11 protein-coding genes and 1 pseudogene are annotated in these 17,345 nt (G+C 52.8%); 8 read left to right on the forward strand and 4 right to left on the reverse strand.

The annotated features are described in order from the left end of the window. Nucleotides 1-2 precede the first annotated feature (2 nt). From ACKI61_RS12980 to ACKI61_RS12990, 3 genes and pseudogenes are all read right to left on the reverse strand, one after another. On the reverse strand, nucleotides 3-617 hold the full coding sequence (locus tag ACKI61_RS12980; RefSeq protein WP_407458130.1) for an FISUMP domain-containing protein: 615 nt from the start codon (nucleotides 615-617) through the stop codon (nucleotides 3-5). Between the two features lie 51 nt (nucleotides 618-668). Further along, a pseudogene (locus ACKI61_RS12985) lies at nucleotides 669-1,523 on the reverse strand (FISUMP domain-containing protein); the annotation flags it as partial. Beyond that, entirely contained in the window at nucleotides 1,516-2,754 is a 1,239-nt protein-coding gene (locus tag ACKI61_RS12990) for an FISUMP domain-containing protein (RefSeq protein ID WP_407458102.1), read from the reverse strand. The pseudogene ACKI61_RS12985 and the gene ACKI61_RS12990, both read right to left, overlap by 8 nt. Before the next feature lie 86 nt (nucleotides 2,755-2,840). Here ACKI61_RS12990 and ACKI61_RS12995 point away from each other — a divergent pair, with 86 nt between their 5' ends. The 7 genes from ACKI61_RS12995 to ACKI61_RS13025 all read left to right on the forward strand — a co-directional run bounded on the left by ACKI61_RS12995 (nucleotide 2,841) and on the right by ACKI61_RS13025 (nucleotide 14,601). Further along, complete coding sequence (locus tag ACKI61_RS12995; RefSeq protein WP_407458103.1) at nucleotides 2,841-6,242, forward strand: hypothetical protein; 3,402 nt, start codon at nucleotides 2,841-2,843, stop codon at nucleotides 6,240-6,242. 9 nt (nucleotides 6,243-6,251) lie between these two features. Beyond that, nucleotides 6,252-7,145 carry a formylglycine-generating enzyme family protein gene (locus tag ACKI61_RS13000; protein WP_407458104.1) on the forward strand — a complete coding sequence of 298 codons (894 nt, stop codon included), beginning with the start codon at nucleotides 6,252-6,254 and terminating at the stop codon, nucleotides 7,143-7,145. Nucleotides 7,146-7,211: 66 nt separating this feature from the next. Continuing rightward, on the forward strand, nucleotides 7,212-7,739 hold the full coding sequence (locus tag ACKI61_RS13005) for a copper resistance protein NlpE N-terminal domain-containing protein (protein ID WP_407458105.1): 528 nt from the start codon (nucleotides 7,212-7,214) through the stop codon (nucleotides 7,737-7,739). Between the two features lies 1 nt (nucleotide 7,740). Then, complete coding sequence (locus ACKI61_RS13010; protein ID WP_407458106.1) at nucleotides 7,741-8,508, forward strand: LytR/AlgR family response regulator transcription factor; 768 nt, start codon at nucleotides 7,741-7,743, stop codon at nucleotides 8,506-8,508. Nucleotides 8,509-8,650: 142 nt separating this feature from the next. After that, nucleotides 8,651-10,015, forward strand: coding sequence for a signal peptidase I (lepB, locus tag ACKI61_RS13015; protein ID WP_407458107.1), 1,365 nt, complete (start codon nucleotides 8,651-8,653; stop codon nucleotides 10,013-10,015). Nucleotides 10,016-10,053: 38 nt separating this feature from the next. Further along, nucleotides 10,054-11,826, forward strand: a complete 1,773-nt coding sequence (locus ACKI61_RS13020) for an Ig-like domain-containing domain (RefSeq protein WP_407458108.1) — start codon at nucleotides 10,054-10,056, stop codon at nucleotides 11,824-11,826. A gap of 51 nt (nucleotides 11,827-11,877) precedes the next feature. Next, nucleotides 11,878-14,601 (forward strand): helicase C-terminal domain-containing protein, encoded by a 2,724-nt coding sequence (locus tag ACKI61_RS13025; protein WP_407458109.1) that lies wholly within the window; start codon nucleotides 11,878-11,880, stop codon nucleotides 14,599-14,601. Nucleotides 14,602-14,605: 4 nt separating this feature from the next. Here the strand turns inward: ACKI61_RS13025 and ACKI61_RS13030 are convergent, their stop codons facing one another. Further along, nucleotides 14,606-15,763, reverse strand: a complete 1,158-nt coding sequence (locus tag ACKI61_RS13030) for a diguanylate cyclase domain-containing protein (RefSeq protein ID WP_407458110.1) — start codon at nucleotides 15,761-15,763, stop codon at nucleotides 14,606-14,608. A 143-nt stretch (nucleotides 15,764-15,906) separates the two neighbouring features. Here ACKI61_RS13030 and glmM point away from each other — a divergent pair, with 143 nt between their 5' ends. Beyond that, nucleotides 15,907-17,247 carry a phosphoglucosamine mutase gene (glmM, locus tag ACKI61_RS13035; RefSeq protein WP_407458111.1) on the forward strand — a complete coding sequence of 447 codons (1,341 nt, stop codon included), beginning with the start codon at nucleotides 15,907-15,909 and terminating at the stop codon, nucleotides 17,245-17,247. The last annotated feature ends 98 nt before the right edge of the window (nucleotides 17,248-17,345 follow it).

The raw sequence follows: 17,345 nt of genomic DNA on the forward strand, positions 1-17,345 counted from the left end.
CGCTATTTATCCATCAGACAACGGATGGACATCTTATAGTTGCCTTTTTTGGACAGAAGCTCCATTTTCGTAGTGTCTGGGTAAAGCGTCAGAGCCCAAGCTTGGCTTTCATCGCGTTCTGACGCGCTCCAGTAGCAGGCGGCATTGTTCTGGTCGCTGCCTACGATGTTTCTTTGATGGGTGGCGGTTGCCCCAAAACCGAAAATGTCGGATCCGTAACGACGATAGGGCCATTCCTTGATGGATCTCAGGTCTTTGTTGAAGTCGGTGCCGTTTTCCCGAACATAGCTGAGTAGGGTTTCGAATTCTTCTTTTGTAGGAAGGTGCCATCCTTTGGGGCAAATACCTTGCCTTGGGAAAGCGTCGGGCGGAAGGCCGCAAATGTAACCTGACCGGCATGTCGCTTCAAGGGTATCAATGGCTTGATACCAGTGCTCGTAAAAGAAACCGACTTTAGGATCGGCCTCTCTAGGAGTACTCCACATGTTATACCTTAAATTTTCGGCCATCCAGGTTTGATCCCCGATGTCGACGGTCTTGTAGATATTTCCGTCTCGCTCGTCGGTAAACTCGCCATATTCGCCCTGGTAGCCGTACGGCTGTAGGGTGTCGTTGATGCAGCGGACAGGGAATGCGTACCTTGTCCATACCTTGCTAATTCTTGATCCGTAATCGGAGTCCTTGCTGATATAGAGCGCAAGTCCTGTTGTACCGTCGTCGTGTGTGCTCGAATCGCTTCCCCAGAGTTCTACGCCGTATTCAGATGCTCCGTCAAATTTTCCATCGTAGTAGCTGTAGGCAGTCGGCAGTGAAAATCCGTATAGGTCTTCGTAACCCCATTCTGCATTTGAAAGCAGATAGTACTTTGCCAGTGCCTTGCCCATGGACATTTCCAGGAGTTCCTTGAACTCGGCTGAGTCGGGCAGGTGGTACCCCGCAGGGCAGGCGGTCAAGGCGTCGTGCCAGGAGTAGCAGCGGCCCACGTCTTCACAGTGGTGGCAAAAGGAAGAATCTGTTTCATAATTCAGATTCTGCGCCATCCACTTCTGGTAACCGATGACGACGGTCTTGTAGGTTTGTCCGTCGCGGCTGTCGGTAAATTCCCCATAAGAAATGTCCGGATTCAAAAAGTCGTCGCGGGTGGGCCTGGAAGACGAACTGTAACTTTCTTCATAGTAGTAGCTGCTGGAAGAGTACTGCGTCTCGTATGAAGACGAGTAGCTGTCGGAATCGGAAGACGAGCCTTCGGACGAAGAGGATTCTTTGGACTTGGAGTCGCTAGAGGATTTGCCCTTACTGTCAGAGGAGGGATCTTCCTTGGCAATCCATTCGTAGCCATCGCATTCGTATTCGATGTCTTCGTCCTTTACGTAGACGTAGTCGCCCCTGTTGCCGCTGCTGCAAGCGATGACTTGGAGTTCTTTGGCCGATTGGATCTCGGCAAGGTGAATGTTGATGTCATCATCGCTGCAGGCGCAAAGAACCAACAGGGAAAATGCAAATGCTGCTTTGGACTTATTCATCGTTGTTCTCCTCGGGGTTCTTTATGCAGCGGACTGCAAATTGGCCGGTTTTTGAGTATTCGTCAAAGCTAACGCTGCCAGAGTATAGGCTTGCCACATAGGATTTGGAGACGCTTTCTTCTCCCGAGGTCCAGTAGGAAGAAGGTGAGGAATAGAGACTCCAGAAGGAACCTTGGTCTCCGCCGGATTTATATCCATGTTCCGTTGCCGAGAATCCAAAGAAATCGCCTTTGCCGGAACGGTCCCATGTGATATAGGATGAGTCGGTCATAAGAGCGTTGATGACTCTATATTTGTAGAGAGAATCGATCGTGATATTTGCAGAATTGTATCCTACGTTCTCCCAAAGGATTTGCCAATCTTTTATAGAGGGAATATGCCACCCCTCAGGGCAGATTCCCTGAGTGCTTGCTAGGGAACAGTACGCCGCATCCTGACAACGGTTCTTGTCGTAATCCATGGCGCCAGGCCAAGTGTAGAGTTTTCCGAAGCGTAAACATAATGTAGGCTCGTTACCGTAACAGGATTGTCGTCGGTTGTCTTCTATGTCGTAATTCAGGTTCTGCGCCATCCAGGTCTGTTCGCCAATGACGATGGTCTTGTAAGTTTTTCCGTCGCGTTCATCTTCGAGAACGCCGTATTGGCAGGTGTCGATTTCTGAATTGCGGCAGGGCTTGACGGGAGAAATCAGGTTGTATCCCGTGGCGCTGGAAGCGGGCATTTCGCTGGAAGAGCTTTCTTCGACATCCTCTTCACTTGAAGAACTCTCTTCTACCACTTCTTTGCTAGATGACGATTCCTCGATTTCTTCTTCGCTAGAGGAACTCTCCTCGTCGATGTCGAAGTAAGAGCTGCTCGAAGGGGGAGCGATGATGTCTAGGTCTTCGCTGGAAGAACTTTCTTCGTCATCGTCTAAATAGGAACTGCTCGAAGATTTTTCGGAAGACGACGAAACGAACAGTTCGACCCATTCCTTATTGTCGCACTCAAAAATCTGTTCGGTCTCGATGACATAGACAAATTCACCTTCAAGCGCGTTGTTGCACTTGAGAGTCTTGAATTTTGCTTCGCTGATATCGTTAGGACGATCCACATTCAGGGTGTAGAAGTCCTGTTCGTCGTCGGAACATCCTGTGAAAAGGATTCCTGCTGATAATGCAAGAACCACCGGAACAAGCAAGTTCAGGTTTTTGTGCATAAAATGATGGCCTTGGAAAAATTTGTATCTCATAACCCTTGGCGCAAATATATTAAATAATGTGGGGGTGTTTTGTGGTTTGTTCGACTTTGCGGTCTCGACTTTTGTAAATTAGGGGTATGAAGTTTAATGCTAAGTTTTTTGCATTGGTTTTTGGGCTTTTCTCTTTTGTGCCGGCTTTAGCGGTCGATACCCTGCAGGTGTATGCGATCCGCGTGCAGTTTGCCGAAGAATCCCCCGACAACAGCTTGACCACGGGAACGGGACTTTTTGATTCGGACAAGAACAAGAAGGGCGACTACAAACTGGATCCGGTGGGCAAGCGGAACAGCGTGCCCTACTGGAAAAAGCACTTTGAATTTGCGAATGCCTACTTCAACAAGGCAAGTGGCGGAAGTGTCGTTATCACGTCGAAGATTTTCCCTGAAGCGTCGAGCGCCTACAAGCTGAAAAAGCAGATTATCGACTACAACCGCACAAGCAAGATGAAGGGCGAAAAGACGGCCGAGTTTGACGAGGCCCGCAGCCGGGACTACCTGCAGTTCGTCTACGATGCGGTGATGGCTGCACACAAGGGGGACGATTCTCCGTTCAGTGAGCCCCTTCCGAAAAATCCGAATGTGAAACGCGCCTACATGATTATCCATGCGGGGGCGAGCCGACTCGTTGATGGTGGCAGCATGGGGACGCGCGGTGCCGATACGCCGGGCGACTTTATGGATGTGTATATCGAAAAGGACTATTGGCAGTATCTGCCCGATACGCTCGAAGGTACGGTCGTCCGCAAGGTGAGCGACGATTCGTCGGTCGTGGAAGGCCTGGTCTTGAAGGGCGCATCCGTCGATACGCTTCGTTCAATCATGGTCACGAGCGAGACCGCTTCGCAAGATGGTCTGAACTGGGGCGTGAACGGAATTATCGTGAACCAGATTGCCCGTGAGCTTGGACTCCCGAACACCCACGACGTGGTGAAGGGCATCAGCCGCCTGGGTTATTACGACATGATGGACTTTGCAGGCTACAATGCGGGCAATGGTTTTTTGCCTTCGCTACCAGCGGCGTGGGAACGCGCTTACATGGGCTGGACGCAGGTGAAGGAAGTGCGCCCTGTGGCAGGCAAGCCTGTGACAGTAGACATTGCCGCGGCGGGAACGGGTAAGGGTTCCGAGATCGTGAAGGTGCCGCTTTCTGCGAGCGAATACCTGCTGATTGAAAATCGCCAGCGCAGCTGGGACAAGAATGGCGAAGTATCCGTGACGCTTGGCGACCCCGACGAAAGTTCCGACACGATTGTCAAGACGGTTCCAATTGATAGCTTGAACCTGGTGTTCGAAGACAGCGTGTGTACTGATGGCAAGTGTAAGAAGAACAACAAGAAGGCTAGTGGCATTATTCTGGACATGAGCAGCTTTGACGCGGGACTTCCGGCGAGCGGCATTGTGGTGTGGCGCGTGAACGACTGGTACTTGCGTGAAACTTTACAGTACGGTGTTGCGAACTTCTGGGGTGGCGACACCCTGCGTGACCACCAGTTCGGGATTGCGATGGTCGAGGCCGACGGTATCTTGAGCATCGGCAAGACGTTCAAGAATGCGATTGGCGAAGATACCTACGATTACGGCTCGGGTACGGACTTGTTGCCGCACCTGCGCAAGCCCGCCAAGGATTCAAAACAGAAGTTCGACACGGTAAAGACAATCGGTGCTACGGGCTATGCGAACACCATGACGACGCAGGGTGGCTACACTGGCATCAAGATTTCTGTCAATGTGCCGAAGAAGGCTCGCGTAGAGAAGACGGCGAATGCGTTCATGGGCGATAGCGTGGTGAACTTTGGCGCTCAGACTATTAGCGTGACGATAAGCATTGACGATGGAAGCATCGATGGTGCCGAATTCCCGCGCAACATTGGCCTTGCCTCTGCCGTGCGTGGCGCCGTGTTTGTGGATGACCCTGAAAACGAAGGTGAAAAGCTTCTGGTAGTGGGTGCCATGGATGGAACGCTGCAGGTGTTTAGTGCCTTGGGCGATACGCTGTTCCCGGCAGATACGGTGGTCAAGCAGAAGACGCTTTCCCGTGACAAAGCCGAGCGCGAAGTGCCGCTGTACCGCGTGGGCGCAAGCTTTGGCCCGCTAGTCGGCATGGCCAGCGATGGCAAGGATGTTTACAGCCTACACAGGAATAAACTGGTAAGGACCCGCTTTGTGGGCGGCCTCCCCATACAAGATGAAATGCCGGTGGATTCCGCGACGGCAGGGCCCGTGATTCGCGATGGACAAATCTGGATTGCCAGTCGCGAAGGCATGGTGACGTACGATGCAGTCAAGTTTGAAAAGAAAGTGGCAGTAAACATTCGTGAATCCAATTCGTCTGCGTCAAAAATCTATACCGATATGGCCTATTGCGGTAAATTGTCCAAGACCGGCAACGACTCGTTTGCCTACGTGTCTGACGACGGCTCTGTGTTTACCTCTCGCGGGTCCAAGAAACTGGACGGCAAGTCCGGCGAAAGGTTTCGCATTGCCTGTACCGACATGGACCGGGACGGCGCAAGCGAAATCATTGCCGTGGGCAGTCGCGGGACGGTGGCGGCTATAAATTTTGACGAGGGCAAGGACTTTCTCAAAGCCCTCTGGACCAAGAGTTACAAGCGCGGTGCTGCAGGCACAAGTGGCCTGAAGGATGAAACTTCCGGCATCGCCATCGGCGATATCAACAATGACGGCTACCCCGAAGTGGTGTTCCTGGGAGACAACCTGGTGTATGCCCTGGACCGTTCGGGGCTTCCTGTTGCCGGTTTCCCGGTGAAAATTTCCCGCGGATCTCCCGTCTTTGGCTTCTTCAGCGACCCTGTGATTGTTGATGTAACCGGTGATGATGTTCCTGAAATTTTGGTGCCGAGCAGCGATGGCCTTGTCTATGCGGTGAACGGCAAGGGCAAGCTCCTGACCGATGGGTTCCCCATGGCGGCGGGCAGCTTTGAATACATCGACTCGACAAACATTATTCAGCCCATGAGCATCTTTGTGGCAAACGCCGTGTCTGACAAGAAGTCTGCGGGTCCCGAACTTTACGCTCTGCACCGCAATAGCCTTTCCGCATCTCGCCTGCGCAGGGCTTCTGCCGATGCGACTTTGTCGAATGCGGCGTGGACTCTTCCCGCGGGTGGCAACGAACGCACCGGCTTCTTTGACGCATCCAAGTTGAGTGATGTGAAGAAGGTCTCTGCCAAGGACGAAATTTCGGAATTTTTCATGTTCCCGAATCCGGTGCGTGGCGGCGAGGCAAAGGCTCGCTTCGAAATTGGCGCTGCGGCAAAGAACGCAACGCTCGAACTCTACGACATCACGGGTCTTTGCGTGTTCAAGCAGAAAATGTCCGATGTAAAGCAAGGCCGCAACCAGTTCGAGCATCTCGACCTGAAGCACCTGGGTTCCGATGTCTATACCGCGCGACTCAGGGTGAAGTTCGAAAGCGGCAAGACCAAGCAGAAACTCTACCGCGTGGGCGTGGTGAAATAGGGGGTGAAAATGAATCTTTTAAAAATTGGTTTTGCGTCGGTAGTTTTTTTGGCTTTGCAATTGACTGCCTGTACGGCAACGGGGGAATCCGAAGAGCTGCCCCACACCTATCTGCCCGATGAAATATCCAATGTCAGCGGGAATAGCAAGGATTCGACAGGAACTTCTGAAATAACGGGAGAGGATTCGACAAAATCCCTTCGGGATTATGTCGATATGGTCGATATCTCTGCAAGCCTCTTCACTCGCGGTAGCATGGAATACAAGGTGTCGGCTTATTCCATAAGCAAAACAGAAGTGACGCAGGGACTGTATCGTGAGATAATGGGAAGTATTGCGAAGGAAGATTCGCTTGGTGACAATTATCCCGTCTTTAATGTCAGCTGGTACGATGCGGTTCTTTTTTGCAATGCGTTGTCCAAGAAGGCTGGACTTGATACGGCCTACATTTATGAACCTGATGCTAAAAGTGAAATACTAAAGAATTTGTCTGTAAAGTATGATGCCGACGCCGTGCGCCTTCCGACTGAAATGGAATGGGAAATTGCTGCCCGCGCAGGGACTTCGACGACCTATTATTGGGATACGGATGTTGCTTCGAAGTATGCGTATTACGCACAACATACGGGTCCGGTTGCGGTGGCGGGCTATGAGCCCAATGCAGGTGGTCTGTACGATATGGCAGGCAATGTGGCCGAATGGGTGGGCGACTGGTTTGGGGCGTACCCGACGGAGTCCAGGGACAATTATACGGGACCTGCCGAAGGGACCTACAAGTGCGTCCGTGGCGGAGGATGGTCGGATAAGGCTCCCGCACTCGCTTCTTCTGAACGCGAAAAGAAGGTCCCTGAATATCGAAGTCAAACGCTCGGATTTAGAATTGTATATTCTGTCGGTTTTTAGAGCGCTTTTGTCTCGTTTCTGATCCCCTAAAACGAACAACCTTTTCTTTTTTGCTAAATTGAAAATATGACGAAAACAAACGCTGTATTTTCTTTTATTGCATTGTGGACTTTGCCTCTTCTTGCCACGGTTTCTTTTGTGGCCTGTGGTTCCGAAGAAAAGTCCGAACCCCTTCCGGACCTTCCTCCGATTGAAATCCCGAAGGATGTGTATGGCCTCTATTCGGGGCGGCTCCCCTGCGACGATTGCACTAGCCGCATGGTGCGCATGACCCTTGGCGAAGACAATACCGTCGAGGCAGTGCAGGTTATCCTGCGCGATACGATGACTACCGATACGCTCAAGGGAACGTATGTAGTGACCGACAGTACCATCAAGGTCTCGCTTTCCGAAGACAAAATGCATTGGAATTTCAAGCGAGCCAAGTTTGGCAACCTGACTTATTTGACTGCCGCCGGAACTGTCTATGAAGACGAAGATGGAATGACGGCCGACTTGATTCACATCTTTAAGGCGAAACAGCCGACGCTCAAGGCGATTCCGGATTCTTCAAAGTCCGAAACAGCTGATTCCGTTGCAGCATCAAAGGAGTAGTATGCAGTGTAGCGCCCTTGTCATTGACGATGAACCGCTTGCCCGCAAGCGGATGGTCTCGCTTTTGGAACCGTATTCTTCTGAGATAGAAATTCTCGGCGAAGCGGGCTCCGGTGCCCAGGCCGTCAAGATGATTCATGAAATGCTCCCCGATGTGGTGTTTCTGGATATTCAGATGCCCGACATGGACGCTTTCGAAGTGCTCCATTCGCTTTCGGCTGATGATGTGCCGCTTGTGGTTTTCACGACGGCCTACGACAACTTTGCTCTCAAGGCTTTTGACGAAAATACGGTCGACTATTTGCTGAAACCCGTGGATCCCGAACGCCTGGCCGTTGCCATCGAAAAACTGCGCCGGCAGATTCCACAGGTGGACGACACGACGGTTCCGCCGGGCTTTAGCTGGGAAAAACTTTGCAACTTGGTTGATATGAGCGCGCTCTATTTGCAACGTTTGCAGGTCAAGGTGGGTGACCGCATCGTGTTCGTGAACCTCGACGAAGTTATCCGCTTCCATAGCGAAGAAAAGTATACGACGGTCTATACGGTGAATGGCCAGTATGTGATAGACACTCCGCTGGTGGAACTCGAAAAGAAACTGGACCCGAGACACTTTACGCGTGTTCACCGTTCGCACATCGTGGCAATCGACTACATTGCCGAATGCCGCAAGGGCGATGCCGGCCGAATGATTATGGTGCTTCGCGACAAGGCGGCGACCCAGCTTGTTGTGAGCCGCTCGCTGGTGAAAAAAATCAGAAGCCTGTAAAGTATAAGTTTGGTGTGGCACCGGTTCGCTTGGCCATGGACAACGAATGAGGGCAAATTTTCTAAATTACTGCTGAATTTCTTGTCTTTAATTGCGGATTTGTATGGAAAAGGAAAGCAGGTCGTTTTCGTGGAAAAAGTTTGTGAAAGGGCTCCTTCGGGAAATCATTGTCCCGGTGGCGCTCGCGCTGATTGTGATCCAGTATGTGATTCAGGCGTTCCAGATTCCGAGTGGGTCGATGGAAGATACGCTGCATACGGGCGACTTTCTGCTGGGTCTCAAGTTCACCTATGGTTCTCCGATTCCGTTTAGCAACCAGAAGTTTCCCGGTTATACATACCCTGCGAAGGGTGACGTGGTGATTTTCCGCTATCCGGGTGAGCCTGAATACCCCGATGGCAATCCAGAACGCTACACGCACTTGTTCAATGCGCTCATGTTCGGCAACCTCTACTGGGACCACCAGCCGCTCGATGGACAGCCGCACTTGATTCATTACGCAGATGGCCCAAAGGACTACATTAAACGTTGCGTGGCGGTGAGCGGTGATACGGTGGCCGTTCATAAGGGGCGTCTCTATGTGAATGGGAAACTACAAGACCCCTTGCCGGGTCGTGGCAAGTATACAGCCGCTGCGCGTACCTATTCTCCGCGGGATGAACTCGAATCCTTCGTGGTGCCTTCGGTCGGGGACACCTTCGATGTGGCAAGCCTTCCGCTAGAAAAGCTGTGGTGGCTGCGTTCGCTCGTGGCTCAGGAAAATCCTGATGAACCGGTGGAACTTGAAATTTCTCTGTGGAAGGATTCCGTCGAGGTCAACAACTACGATTTCGAAGACTTCAAGGTGCCTGTCGAGAACGACCGCGGCTTAGCCCTCAACGAATTGTTCCGCCGTAGCCGCACCGTGATTCAGCAGCGTCTGACTCAGGGAGACACGGTTTCGGGCGTGATGTCGTTTGCCTACTTTAGGGAACTTGCCCGCATTGGCTACTTGCCGATGATAGACCCGAACCTTCGCGGAGGTTTTTTGCGCCCGGTCAGCTACATGGCGTTCGAAGGCTCGCTCCTGCGCGACCTGGAAGGCAACGTGGCGCTTCTGAACAAGGCCGAAGAAGATAGCGCCGGCACGGTGGAGACAATTGAAGTCGACGCCCCGCAAGATGGCGGCTCTACGGTCGAAGGCATGGCGGGCGATACGCTCGATGCGCAGGCATTGTCTAAGTTTGAAATTCGCCGCAGGTTGCTTCTGGGAGGCCGTCCGATCGAAACCTATGTGGTCAAGACGCCTCAGTTCTTTATGATGGGCGACAATCGCGACAATTCTGCCGATAGCCGCTACTGGGGCTTTGTCTCGCTCAGGAACATCCGCGCGAAGGCCTTTGTCATTTACTTCTCGTTTGAAAACGATGACGAAGCGTTCTCCCTTAAAAATCCGTTTACCTGGTGGCGACTTCCGTTCCGCATTCGCTGGGGGCGCCTGGGCAAGATTATCCAGATGATTGACTGATGCGTTCAATGGGAGAAAAGAGAGGCTTGGCTTCGCGCATGCGTTTGGCATCGCTGGTGCTGGTTACGGCACTGGTGTCACTTGCCTTTCTTTCGTGCGCAACGCAGGTGGCACCAGGGGGTGGCCCCGAGGACAAGCTTCCGCCGCGCGTGGCAGGTGTCTACCCTGCGCCGAACACGACGAACCATCCGAACGAGCTCATGGTAAAGCTTGAATTCGACGAGTGGATCAATGCGTCTATTCCGCGCGGAGCCGTATCGATTTCTCCACCGATCGACAAGAAGTTGCGCTTTGAAGTGAGCGGAAAGACCTTGGTGCTTTCTTCGCGGGCGGTACTCGATACGGGCACGACCTATACGGTGACCTTTGCGGGGGGCATCAAGGACTTGCATGGCAATGCTTTGGCGAAACCCTTTCAGATCGTTTTTTCGACAGGATCCATTATCGATTCGCTCTCGGTGTCTGGCCGCGTACTCGTGAATCAGGCGATGATGCGCAAGAAGGAATATCCGAGTATCGGCCTTTTCTTGCTGGGCGAAGATCGAGGCTCCAGGCATTACCTGGAAAAATACCGCGACACGACAACCAAGGAAATCAGCAAGGAACCGCTCCTGCTGAAGGAGCCGCCGCTGTATGTGACGCGCGCCGACAGTGCGGGGCATTTTACTCTCACTGGTCTAAAGGCGGGGCAGTACCGTGTGGTTGCCTTTGTTGACGGAAATGGAAACCAGAAGATCGAACTTTCTACAGAGCAGGTAGGGCTTTGGATCAAGGACCTGACCTTAACTCCTGAAACGATGGATACGCTCTGGCTTGCCGTGGCCGACATGGATACGACCAAGCTCGAACTTGAATCGGTGACCCAACCGTTTGCCAATGTGCTTGAGGCGACCTTTACCCGCAACGTGTATTTTGACTCCGCCTTTGCCGATACGGCCAACTGTCACTTGACATCGCCTGAAAACAAGAAACTTTATCCGAAGCTTGTCTATTTGGGCTCGACATCCAATAAGCCGCAGTTCTATTTTGACCCGGCACCGAAAGGCGATGTGCTCTACAAGTTCACCTGCGCTGCCGCGAGGGATTCCGCCTTCCGTCCGCTCGACACGCTGCGCAACGAAGCTGAATGGGAATGGAAAAAGATGGAGTCCGACACGCTTTCGCCGAAGGTGGCTGGCGTGAAGTCCAATTCGAAGGCGAAGGTCTTATTCCCCGACGATTCCCTGGTGGTGTACTTTAACAAGCCAAAACTCGATTCGCTTACGCAGACGTTCTATGTGCAGATCAACAAGGACACAACGCAGGTGCAGGTGAAGCAGCTTGACCCGGTGCGCTTTGCCGTCGAAAAGACTGCGCCTTGGCAGACCGACATTTCGGTGAATCTGCTGATGGGCTACATGGATACGACGCTTGCTGCCGCAGACAGCAACGGAAAGCGCGACACGGTGATTGAACTCAAGTACCAGAAGCTCCAGAAGTTCGAGACGGTGAGCAAGCTCAAGCTTGCCAAGCTGCAGGGCAAGATTCCGAACGCCACGACCAAGGCGCTTGTGCGCTTGCTTTCTGCGGAGACCAACCAATATTACTTGGAACATTGCAAGGCCGATGGAAGTTTCATTTTCAACGACCTTGTCGAAGGCGCTTATCTGATGGACTATTATTATCCCGAAGAAGGCAAGGACTTGCCGGATGGCGGTTCTGTGGAACCGCTGCGTTACGGTTCGCCCTGGCGCGCCATTAGCGACACGCTCAAGTTGAAGAACGGCGAAAACAAGCTGGACGACCTTGTTCCGCTTGTGCCTTCGCTGTAGCGGACTGGAAAATGGTGGCGGCATTCATGTTGCGTTTAATTGAGGAATCAGATGGAAAATAAATCTTTTGTTGCGCTTGACCTTGAAACGACGGGCCTCGACTTCGAAAAGGATGAAATCATCGAGGTGGCTCTCGTTCGTTTTGAAAACGGGGTCGAGAGCGAATCGGTCGATTACCTGGTGAAGCCTGTCAACGCGCAGCTTCGTCCTTTTATCGAAAACTTGACCGGTATCTACAATGCCGACATTGAAAATGCGGAACCCTTTGCTGCCGTAGCTCAAAAAATCTATTCGTTCATAGGCGACTTGCCTATCGTCGCGCACAATGCGATGTTTGACTCCAAGTTCCTGAAGCAGACTTTTGCCAAGGTGGGCATCTCGTTTGAGAACCATCCGGTGTGGGATTCCTTGACGGTTTCGCGCATCGCTTATCAGAATGTGCCGAACCACCGCCTGGATACCTTGGTGCAGGAACTCGGCATTGAACGGAGCCGCGCGCACAGGGCTCTCCCCGATGCGATTGCGTGTGGCGAGCTGTTCGTCATGGCGATCGACAAGATTCAGAATTCGGACCCGTGGCTTGTGGATGCCCTTGCTCGGATTGCCAGGGGTTCGGACTGGTCGCTGCTCTGGAAGGAGTCGGAGCCTGCTTCCGAGTTGCCCGCCTACAGGCTTCCGGATGTACCGCTCGAAGATGTCCCTGTCAAGGAGAGGGCGCCCCGCGTAAGCGAGTTTTTTAAGGAAGGCGGCCTCCTTTCAACAAAAATTGAAAATTACCAGGTGCGCCACAACCAGCAGGATTTCGCCTCGGTGGTGGAGCGCAACATGCACAAGGGCGGCCTTTGCGTGCTCGAAGCCCCGACGGGCTCTGGCAAGTCGCTTGCTTACTTGGCTTCTGCGGCCTGCAAGGCGGTGTCGGGCGAGCGTGTGGTGATAAGCACCGCGACCCGGGCACTGCAGGAACAATTGTGGAAAAAGGACATTCCGCTGGTAAAAGGACTGTTCGATGGAAAACTGAAACCTGCCGTGCTGAAGGGCCGTGAAAACTATCTGTGCCTTCGCAAGTTCGAGGAAGTCCTGAATGCCCCGGCAAACCTGCTACTCCCAGATGAAAGGGATTCCTTCATGGCGATCGTGCCGTGGGTGTTTTCTACAGAAACCGGTGACGTGAATGAGTGCAACTCGTTCAGCCAGGTCCGCAATCGTGTGCTCTGGTCAAAGATCTCGAGTTCTGCAAAGTCGTGCCTTGGTGAAAAATGCCCCCATTACATCAAGTGCCCTGCGATGGCCGCCAAGCGTCGTGCCATGAACTCCAACCTGCTCCTGGTGAACCATTCGCTGTTCCTTGCAGACATGTCGGTGGATTTTGCACTGCTTCCGCTTTACGAGCACATCGTCTTCGACGAAGCCCACAAGCTTCCGCAGGTGAGCCGTCAGGCTTTCGGTCGCACCGTTTCTTTCTTTGCCTTGAGAAATATCGTCAAGACTCTTGTGCCTTCGCGTGGCCCAAGCGGCTTGAACTCCGATGGCCTCCTTTCTGAAATTCAGGTGCGGATCCCCGCCACCGAAACGGAACTCCTTGCCCTTTGCGTGAACCTGTCCGAAACCTTGATGGAAACGGAGAAGGCACTGCACCGGTTCTTCATGAAGATTGGCAAGAAGCTTGCCAAGCAGAAGAATCAGCGCAACGGCTTTACCTATGTCTCGGGAATCATGGCTGAATACGATGCTGATCCGGCGGCGTTTTTGGAACAGGGGCAAAATGCGCTCAAGCTTTCGGAAAATCTTGGGGCATCCCTTGCCGCACAGAAGCCGCTCGCGGGTCTGCTCTCCGACTTGAATGGCCGCATGACGGAACTTTCTCGGTTCTTGCAAGACTTCGAGTTCTTGGTGAAGGCTGGCCGCGAAGACTGGACCTTCTTTATGGAAGATCCCTTCAATCCGCATACGATCAAGTTGCATGCCTGCCCACTTGAGGCGAGCAGCCCTTGGAAGGAAAAGTTCTATCCGTGGATCAAGTCGGCGACGTTCACTTCGGCGACGCTCTCGGTGCAGGGAGACCTGACCTACTATGTCCAAAAGATGGGTATGCCACTAGATGGCAAGAAAGCGCCGTTCCTGCGCGTCTACAGCGATTCTACGAGCAAGGATGACCGCTGCTCGATGATTGTCGCCAAGTATCTGCCGAAACCCTCGGTGCCTGAATACAACGATGCTGTCAACGAAACCCTTTGCGCGGTACTCCCGGAAGTGGAAGAAAATACGATGGTCCTCTTCACGAGTATTTCGGCGATGATGAAGGCGCAGGCGGCCCTTGCCCCGATTTTTGCAGAAAGGAACAAGTTGCTCCTTTGCCAGCATGTCGATGGAGCCCTCGATGGCCTTGTCGCCATGTTCCGTAAGTCCCGCGGAGCCTGCCTGCTTGGCTGCCAGAGTCTCTGGGAGGGGGTTGATTTCCCCGGGGATGCCCTGAAGCTGCTCGTTATCCCTAAGCTTCCGTTCCCGAATCCGGTGGATCCGCTGGTGGCTGGAATCGTGAACAAGCTGAAGGCCGAGGGCAAGAACGCCTTCAAGGAATTCTTTGTTCCTGAAGCCTACATGGAACTGCGCCAGGGACTGGGTCGCCTGATTCGTTCCGATGAAGATTCGGGTAAGGTGCTTATCCTGGACAACCGTGTTGTTTTGGAACACTACGGCAAGACTTTTGTCCGCATCTGGAACAATCGCCAGACCGTTGTGAATTCTGTCGAAGAGATAATGTCTGCTCTTAAGTAGCGGGCTAGTGTTCCATTTCGTCGCGGCGGTTGTACTGCAGCTGCGTGTAGTACCGGGTCTTCTCTTCCTGCATGGATCTGGTGATTTCGTCGATGAAGTCGTCCATGCTTTTTTGCGGGTTGTAGCTTTGGCTGCAGATGCAGGCGGAAAGCTTGTACGAAGTGCTGAAGGTGTTGACTTCGGTAAGGCTCGACTTGATGCGGGTAATGCACATGCTTACCGCCATTTCGTTCTGCGTGTTGATGAACACGATGAATTCGTCGCTAGAGTACCGCAGGATAATTCCCATTTCGCCGACGACGCGGCTCAAGATCTTGGACATCTTGGCTAGGACCTTGTTGCCTGTGAAGCGTCCGTAGTTCTGGTTGATGTTTTTGAAACCGTTGATGTTGATGAGAAGTCCCGTGACCTGCAGGTCCTTCTTTTTCTTGTAATCTTTGGCAAGTACGTCCAGGTAGGCGTAGTTGTAGGCGCCGGTAAGCTTATCCCTGAAAATCCGTTCACTGTGTAACGAAGCCAACACACCTGCAATAGAAATGGTAGCGCAGGGCGAAATGGCTGAAATTCCATAGACGAAGGATTGGGTGAGTGTCCCTGCAATCAGGGGGAAGAAGTAGATCCAGATGGGGAATGTCTTAAGGACGCCGCCCTTTCTCTTACAGATTAAGTAGATAATCAGACTGTCCAGCAGGAACCCGTAGGCGATGGCGATGTATAGCCAGTAGCCGCCTTTGCGGGAGTAAATGTTGGCGGCGGACACGTCAAAGACGATCGGTACAAAGTTGTTCAGGATGACGATGACGATGCCTGCGATCACGGCAATGCCAAGGATGTTCCTATGGATAATCGAGAAGCGGTAGCTGAGGTGGTCGGCGAGGAAAAGCAGCCAGAAAAACGGGCTGAACAGGTTGCTCATGTAAAGCAGGGCGTTGCTGCCGTAAACGACGATGCGTGCCCATGTCCCTGGATGTCCGTCTGCCGTGTAGGCGATGGGGTCAAGGACGCAGCTGCAGAATGCAAAGAACAATATGAGCTGAAGATATGCGTTTTCCGCCCCTTTTTCACGAAAGCGCCAAAGGTTCCCAATCATCAACACGACAATCAGGACAATGCCAAATATATTGGTCGCATAGACGGCTGCTAGTTCAAAAGTCTGCTGCATATTCACCCCATCTTTAATATAAATCAAAAAAAAGAAAAAATCAATATAATTTGTATAGGAAACGTTCTAAAACGGCTTTTTGGGAGAAGTAAACGAAGAGTGGGTTCCATTTTTTGTATTTTATGGTAAAATTGGAGATTTCTATGTCAAAGCTCATGCGTTCTATTTCGGGTATTCGCGGAATCGTGGGAGATACCCTTACGCCCCAGGTCCTTAAGAGTCATGTCAGTGCCTTTTTGCAGATAACCAAGGCGAAGCGCGTGGTCATCGGTCGCGATAGCCGCCCGACGGGCGACGCTATCAGCCAGTTTGTCGCGGGCATCTGTCGTCTGTCGGGCGTCGATGTTGTAGAAGTCGGTCTTTCGACGACTCCTTCCGTTGAAATCCTCACGACCGAGCTCAAGGCCGATGCGGGCATCATCATTACCGCAAGCCATAACCCGCTTGAATGGAACGCCCTCAAGTTCCTGAACAACAAGGGACTGTTCTTGGGACCCGACGATGTCAAGAAACTGTTTGAACTGGCCGATGCCGACAATTTCAAGTATCCCGATTACCGTGGCATGGGCAAGTACGAATTCATGAAGGATGCCGACGGCGTCCACGTGGACGGTACCCTCAAGATTCCCTTCGTGGATGTCGAGGCCATTCGCGCAAAGAAATTCAAGGTGGCGGTAGATGCCGTGAACGGTGCGGGCAGCTATATTGTGCCGCGTCTTTTGGAACAGCTCGGCTGCGAAGTGGTGCGTGTGCATTGCGAACCCGACGGAACTTTCCCGCGTGGCGCCGAACCGATTCCTGAAAACCTGGGCGACCTTCGCAAGGCCGTCAAGGATAACGGCTGTGCCGTCGGCTTTGCCGTGGACCCCGACGCGGACCGCTGTGCCCTGGTTGATGGACTTGGCAGAAGCATTGGCGAAGAGTACACGCTTGCCATTGCGACCGAAGAAGTGCTCAGCCAGAAGAAGGGAAGCGTTTGCGTTAACTTGTCTACAAGTCGCATGAACCAGGATGTCGCCAAAAAGTACGGCTGCGAATTTAGCCGCGCAAAAGTCGGCGAAATCAATGTGAGCTTGCAGATGATCGAAAAGGGTTGCGTCATTGGTGGCGAAGGCAACGGCGGCGTGATTCTCCCGGCGCTCCACTACGGCCGCGATTCCTTGGTGGCGGCAGCCCTTGTGCTCAGCTGGATGGCTCATCATAATGGCGGCCCCGAAAAGTTTGTCGCCGAAAACCCATCCTACGCGATGCCCAAGAAGAAGTTCGAACTGGGCGACAAGAAGGTGGCCGACATCCTCCCGAAAGTCAAGGCGGAATTTGCCGGCTGGGAAATGGACGAACGCGACGGACTGTGGCTTGGTCACGAGAAGTCCTGGGTGCATGTGCGCGCGAGCAATACTGAACCTGTCATCCGCGTGATTGCCGAAGCTCCGACGGCTGAAGAGGCCGAGTCGCTCTGCTCCCGTGTCGAAAAACTTATATAAGATAAGACCGCTCGCGCCCAATCGGACTAAGTACGTCCCCCGAGCGCTCGCTCTCGCCAATACGCCTCGTTAATACGAGGCATTTATGGCTCACATAA

Source organism: Fibrobacter sp. (genome assembly GCF_045601785.1).
GTDB lineage: Bacteria > Fibrobacterota > Fibrobacteria > Fibrobacterales > Fibrobacteraceae > Fibrobacter.